Below are 5,484 nucleotides of genomic sequence, written 5' to 3'. Positions count from 1 at the left end.
ACGCTCCTCGTCCGACAAGATCAAATCCGCCTTTGGCCTGCCCGTTCTCATTGCGTATCTCCGCTCGAAAGATACCGCAAGAGCAAGCACGATTAATGCCTGTTATTTACGGGACAGGACACTAGCGCTACGCGGCTAAACTCGCGGGCGCAACAACACACAGGGAACGCCCATGAAAAACATGCTTTGGAAACTGCTGCTGACGGCTGCCGTCGCAGCCGCGCTGCCCGCGCAGGCGCGCACCATCGAGCAGGTGAAGGCCGGCGGCAAGCTGGTCGCCGCCACCGAAGGCGCCTATGCGCCGTTCAACTACTTCAACGCCGGCAAGCTGGCCGGCTTCGAGGTGGAAGTGGCCGAGATGGTCGCCAAGAAGATGGGCGTCGCCCTCGAGTGGAAGACGGTCGGCTTCGACGCGCTGCTCACCGGCCTGTCGCAGGACCGCTGGGACGTGGTGATCGCCTCGCACGGCATCACCGAGGAACGCGCCAAGGCCGTCACCTTCACCGCGCCGCACTACTGCTCGGGCCCGATGGTGGTGGCCAAGCAGGGCGGCCCCAAGAGTCCGAAAGACCTGGCGGGCAAGACCGTCAGCGTGCAGACCGGCACCACCTACATCGACCCGCTCAAGAAGATCGGCACGTTGAAGGACATCCGCAACTTCCCGACCGACCCGGACGCGCGCGCCGCGCTGCTGGCCGGCCGCGTGGACGCCTGGATCACCGAACGCTTCACCGCGCTGGAAGCGGGCCGCAAGAACCCCGAGCTGAAGCTGCAGATCGGCGAGCTGCTGTTCACCGAGAAGATCGCGGCCGCCACGTCAAAGGGCAACACCGGCCTGGCCCAGGCCTGGAACAAGGCGCTGGAGGCCAGCATGGCCGACGGCAGCTACGCGGCTCTGTCGAAGAAGTACTTCGGCGAAGACGTCCGCTGCCGCTAACGAAGGTCCGTGCGTGCTGCTGAGCCTGTGGCCGCATTCCTGGGACCGGCAGCGCCGCGCGAAGGCCACCCTGGTGGTCAGCGCGCTGCTGCTGGTCGCCCTGCTGTGGGGCCTGGGCGAGTTGCTGTCCCTGCTGCCCGAGCCGATCGGCAGCAACGCGGCGCAGTTCGCCCAAGGCGCGCGCACCACGCTGGCACTCACGCTGGCTTCCGGCAGCATCGGCCTGGCGCTGGGGCTGGCCGCCGCGCTTGCAAAGACGGCGTCGCATCCGCTGCCGCGCACCATCGCCGCAGCCTACATCTGGCTGATCCGCGGCACGCCGCTGCTGGTGCAGATCCTGTTCGTGTATTTCGCGCTGCCGACCATCGTGCCGGGCCTGAGCCTTCCCGAGTTCGGCGCCGCGGTGGTGGCGCTGTCGCTCAACGTCGGCGCTTACAACGCCGAGGCCATCCGCGCCGGCCTGCTGGCCGTGCCAGCGGGCCAGCGCGACGCGGCCTGCGCGCTGGGCATGCAGCCGGCCCACGTGCTGGCCTCGGTGGTGCTGCCGCAGGCCTGGCGCATCGCGCTGCCGCCGCTGGCCAGCAACCTGGTCGCGCTGCTGAAGGATTCGTCGCTCGCATTCGCCATCGGCGTGGTGGAACTCACCAACGTCGGCAACCGGGTGCAGGCCGCGACCTTCCAGCCGGTGGCGACGCTGGCCACCACGGCGGCGATCTACCTCGCGCTGACCACCCTCATCACGCAGTTCACGAACGTGCTGGAGCAGCGGGCGGAGCGGCAGCGCAGGTAGCTGCGGCGCACGCCTCGCCGGGCAGCATCCAGCGAAACAGCAGCACCGCGGCGGCCGTTCCCACGGCCTGCGCCGCCAGGAAACCCGGAACGTCCACCAGCCGGATGCCCGAGAACGAATCGGTGAAGGCGCGCGCGAAGGTCACCGCCGGATTCGCGAAACCCGTGGGCGTGAACCAGAAGCCGCCGCCGATGTAGGCCGCGACCACGCCAGCGACCGACGCCGGCCGCACGCGCGAGCACACCCACACCGCGCCGACCAGCCCGAAGGTCGCCACGAATTCGCCGAGCCACTGCGCCGGCCCCGCGCGCACGTGCGCCGACAGCGAGAACAGCGGCGCCTCGAACATCGCGTTGGCAACACCGACGCCGATGACCGCGGCGGCGCACTGCGTGGCTGATGCTGGCCGCGGGATTGAAATGCGTGCCCGACAGCGGCCCAGCCACTCGATCAGCGCATACAGCGCGCCTGCCGTGGCCAACGCGCTGGCCAGCAACGCGATGGCCGTGTTGCCGGCCGCGAGCCGCTCGCTCAGGATGCCGAAGCCCACCACCGCGACCAGCAGCAGCGCGGTGCCGAGGGCTTCGGCGGCCAGGCGGCGGGGTAACGACAGCGACAGCGGCTCTGCGAGTGGGGATGCGCGTCAGACAACCTTCACCACCTTGTACGCGATGCCGGCTTCGACCATGTAGCCGACGCCAACGCAGACGACGTCGTTGAGCCAGGCGTATTGCTTCGCGCCGGTTTCGAACAGCGGATTGGTGCGGAAATAGTAGAGCGCGGGGTCGACCTGGTGCCGCGTCGCTGCGTCGGCAATGGCCGGGCGCAGTTCCGGCGGCGTGGTCCATCGGCCGCTGTAGGTCATGTGCACCAGCGCGCCGTCGTGCGTGCGCAGGGTCAGGCGCACGTCGAGCACCATGGTGCCGTCGGGGCGGAACAGCGCCCAGTCGCCGCCCACCGGGAGCACCTCGCCGTGCAGCGCAGGTCCGTGGAAGGTGCCGCCCGCCGAGGGAAACAGCATGCGGCGCCCGAGCGGGCCATTGCCGATGTTCAGCTGCGGCTGCAGGTCGATCACGATGTCGAACAGGTGTTCGGTGCGGATCTCGGGGAGTGCGCGAACGCGCGGGTCCAGGGTGGTGGGCATGGGATGCCTTTCGTGAAGTCAGCGGATCTCGCCGAACAGTTTGTGCCGGACGGCGCCGGTGGACACGCCGGACTGCGCGCACAGCTCCGACAGGTCGAAGAAAAAGCGCTCGCTGGCGATCAGGCCGTCCCTGAAAGTGAACGCGATGAACACCGGCAGCGTCGCGCGGCGTCCGCCGGGCACGACGCCGTAGCGCTCGCCGGTCATGGTCATGGACACCTTGCCCCAGCAGACCAGCGTCTCGCCATTGCCGGCGTGGCCGTCGAGGACGACCTGGTAGTCCGGAAAGGCGGCGAAGAAGCCCTTCAGCGCGGCCTCGTTCTTCTGCAGGCCTTCGCGGACAAGACGGCGCTGTTCGACGCCGTGGTGGTTCTCATGCAGACCGAAGCCTCGGCCAGCATCGAGGCGCGCGCCCGCGGCCAGCGCAAGGTCTGGGACCGGCTGGGCGCCGGCATCGACGCCTGCCTGGAGCCGGCCTACACGCCTGCGACGACGTCGAGCTGCTCAGCCACATGGTGGACGCCATGGTCTGCGAGATCGCGCTGATGCGGCCGGAAGCCGCCGATCCGCGGGCGCTGCGGACACATGGGCGGGCAATGATCTCCAGGCTGCTGGACGGCTGGCGCAAGCTATAATTGATGGTTTCGCGGAAAGTAGTCCGGATGGTCCGGTCCGGCTGCCGCAGCTGACAAGGAAGACCATGAAAGAAGGCATTCACCCCAACTACCGCGACGTCCTCTTCGTGGACCTGTCCAACGGTTTCAAGTTCGTCACGCGTTCCTGTGTGCCGACCAAGGAAATGGGCAAGACGGAAGACGGCCGCGAGCTGCCGATGTTCAAGCTGGACACCTCCAGCGAGTCGCACCCGTTCTACACCGGCACCCAGAAGTCCGTGGACAACATGGGCGGCCGCGTCGAGAGGTTCCGCAACCGCTTCGGCAAGACGACCGGCACCGGCGCCAAATAAGCAGCCGCTCCGCGCAATGAAGGCAGCCGGGCAACCGCGCTGCCTTTTTGCTTTTCGGCCCTCCCTTTCTGATTCTTTTTTCGCTGTGCCACACTCGCGCGCGTGAACCAGCCCACTCCCGCCATCGTGACCCAGGGCGCGGTGCGCCGCCTGCCGCGGCTGGCACTGCTGCTGTTCTGCCTGGCCTATGTGGTGCCCGGCTTCGTTGGCCGCGAGCCCTGGAAGAACGCCGACATCGCCGCGCTCGGCTACATGTTCGAGCTGGCCCAGGGCCACACCTCCTGGCTCAAGCCCACGCTGCTGGGGCTCGCCCCCGAATTCGATGCGCTGATGCCCTACTGGTTGGGCGGCTGGGCCATGCGGCTGGCGCCCGGCTGGATGGCGGCGGACTTCGCCGCCCGTATTCCCTTCGTCGCGCTGTTCGCGCTGGCCCTGCTGGCCACTTGGTACGCCGTCTACAACCTCGCCCGCGCACCCGGCGCGCAGCCAGTGGCCTTCGCCTTCGGCGGCGAGGCGCGGCCCACCGATTACGCCCGTGCCATGGCCGACGGCGGCCTGCTGGCGCTGATCGCCTGCCTGGGCCTGGCGCAGCTGTCGCACGAAACCACGCCCGCGCTGGCGCAGCTGGGCTTTTCGGCCCTGGCCTTCTACGGCCTGGCCGGCCTGCCCTACCGGCCGCTGCTGCCGGCCTGCGCCGTCGCCGCGGGTCTGGCGGGCCTGGCGCTCAGCGGCGCGCCCAGCATGGCCATGCTGTTCGGCGCCGGCGGCGCGGTGATCGTGCTGCTGGACCATCCGTCGGACGCGCAGTCGCGCGGCACCAAGTGGCGCTGGGCGGCCGTGGTGGCCGTGCTCACCATGCTGGTGGCGGCGCTGGCCTGGAGCCTGGGCGTGTGGCGCTGGCGCCTGGACAACGTGTGGGGCGAGACGCACGAATGGCGCTCGGCCGGCCGCCTGCTGCTGTGGTTCACCTGGCCGGTGTGGCCGCTGGCGCTGTGGACGCTGTGGCGCTGGCGCCGGCAGCTCACGCTGCGCCACGTCGCGTTGCCGCTGTGGTTCGCGCTGGTGTCGGTTGCCGCGACGGTGCTCACGCCCTCGCCCGACCGCTCGCTGCTGCTCGGCCTGCCGGCCTTCGCCGCGCTCGCCGCCTTCGCACTGCCCACCTTCGGGCGCAGCGCCGCGGCCCTGATCGACTGGTTCACGCTGCTGTTCTTCACCGGTTGCGCGGTGGTGATCTGGGTGGTGTGGATCTCGCTGCAAACCGGCATTCCGGCCAAGCCCGCGGCCAACGTGGCGCGCCTGGCGCCGGGCTTCCAGCCCAGCTTCTCGCTGCTGGCCTTCCTGCTGGCGCTGGCCGCCACGCTGGCCTGGTGCTGGCTGGTGCGCTGGCGCACCGGGCGCAACCAGGTCGCCATCTGGAAAAGCCTGGTGCTGCCGGCCGGCGGCGCGGCGCTGTGCTGGCTGCTGCTCATGACGCTGTGGCTGCCCGCGCTGGACTACGCGCGCAGCTACGTGCCGCTGGTGCGCTCCATCACGCAGCGCATGGACGCGCCCGGCTGCGTGGAAGCACTGGGCCTGAGCCGCGGCCAGATGGCGGCGCTGCGCTTTCACGGCGGCATGGCGCTGCAGCCGGCCGGCCGCGGCAGCGC

At 69.6% G+C, this 5,484-nt stretch carries 8 protein-coding genes; 5 read left to right on the top strand and 3 right to left on the bottom strand.

The annotated features are described in order from the left end of the window. Positions 1-172: 172 nt before the first annotated feature. Positions 173-937: an ABC transporter substrate-binding protein gene (locus H0U68_RS17105; protein ID WP_296357747.1), complete on the top strand. Its 765-nt coding sequence runs from the start codon at positions 173-175 to the stop codon at positions 935-937. Positions 938-950: 13 nt separating this feature from the next. Then, positions 951-1,727, top strand: a complete 777-nt coding sequence (locus H0U68_RS17100; RefSeq protein WP_296357745.1) for an amino acid ABC transporter permease — start codon at positions 951-953, stop codon at positions 1,725-1,727. On the opposite strand, the gene H0U68_RS17095 is transcribed toward H0U68_RS17100, so the two are convergent. The 3 genes from H0U68_RS17095 to H0U68_RS17085 all read right to left on the bottom strand — a co-directional run bounded on the left by H0U68_RS17095 (position 1,684) and on the right by H0U68_RS17085 (position 3,180). Then, the gene (locus tag H0U68_RS17095) at positions 1,684-2,280 is read right to left on the bottom strand and encodes an aquaporin family protein (RefSeq protein WP_296357744.1); all 597 of its coding nucleotides are present in this window, start codon (positions 2,278-2,280) and stop codon (positions 1,684-1,686) included. The two genes, H0U68_RS17100 and H0U68_RS17095, sit on opposite strands and share 44 nt — an antisense overlap. A 90-nt stretch (positions 2,281-2,370) precedes the next feature. Continuing rightward, positions 2,371-2,871, bottom strand: a complete 501-nt coding sequence (locus H0U68_RS17090) for a DUF3237 domain-containing protein (protein WP_296357742.1) — start codon at positions 2,869-2,871, stop codon at positions 2,371-2,373. An 18-nt stretch (positions 2,872-2,889) separates the two neighbouring features. Next, complete coding sequence (locus H0U68_RS17085) at positions 2,890-3,180, bottom strand: ester cyclase (RefSeq protein ID WP_296357749.1); 291 nt, start codon at positions 3,178-3,180, stop codon at positions 2,890-2,892. Here H0U68_RS17085 and H0U68_RS17080 point away from each other — a divergent pair. The 3 genes from H0U68_RS17080 to H0U68_RS17070 all read left to right on the top strand — a co-directional run. Then, entirely contained in the window at positions 3,127-3,417 is a 291-nt protein-coding gene (locus H0U68_RS17080; RefSeq protein ID WP_296357741.1) for a hypothetical protein, read from the top strand. The genes H0U68_RS17085 and H0U68_RS17080 overlap by 54 nt on opposite strands. A 154-nt stretch (positions 3,418-3,571) precedes the next feature. Continuing rightward, complete coding sequence (locus H0U68_RS17075; RefSeq protein ID WP_296357739.1) at positions 3,572-3,838, top strand: type B 50S ribosomal protein L31; 267 nt, start codon at positions 3,572-3,574, stop codon at positions 3,836-3,838. Positions 3,839-3,940: 102 nt separating this feature from the next. After that, positions 3,941-5,484 (top strand): hypothetical protein (locus H0U68_RS17070; RefSeq protein WP_296357738.1); only part of this gene is annotated, 1,544 nt, incomplete at its 3' end.

It is taken from the genome of Ramlibacter sp., assembly GCF_013697775.1.
Classification (GTDB): domain Bacteria; phylum Pseudomonadota; class Gammaproteobacteria; order Burkholderiales; family Burkholderiaceae_C; genus Ramlibacter.
The sequence above is the reverse complement of the archived record's forward strand: the minus strand, read 5'-3'. Positions and strand labels throughout refer to the sequence as shown.

Coding starts and splice junctions, on each gene's coding strand:
- H0U68_RS17090 (WP_296357742.1), bottom strand. CDS start 2,871: ATGCCCACCACCCTGGACCCGCGCGTTCGCGCACTCCCCGAGATCCGC.
- H0U68_RS17075 (WP_296357739.1), top strand. CDS start 3,572: ATGAAAGAAGGCATTCACCCCAACTACCGCGACGTCCTCTTCGTGGAC.
- H0U68_RS17105 (WP_296357747.1), top strand. CDS start 173: ATGAAAAACATGCTTTGGAAACTGCTGCTGACGGCTGCCGTCGCAGCC.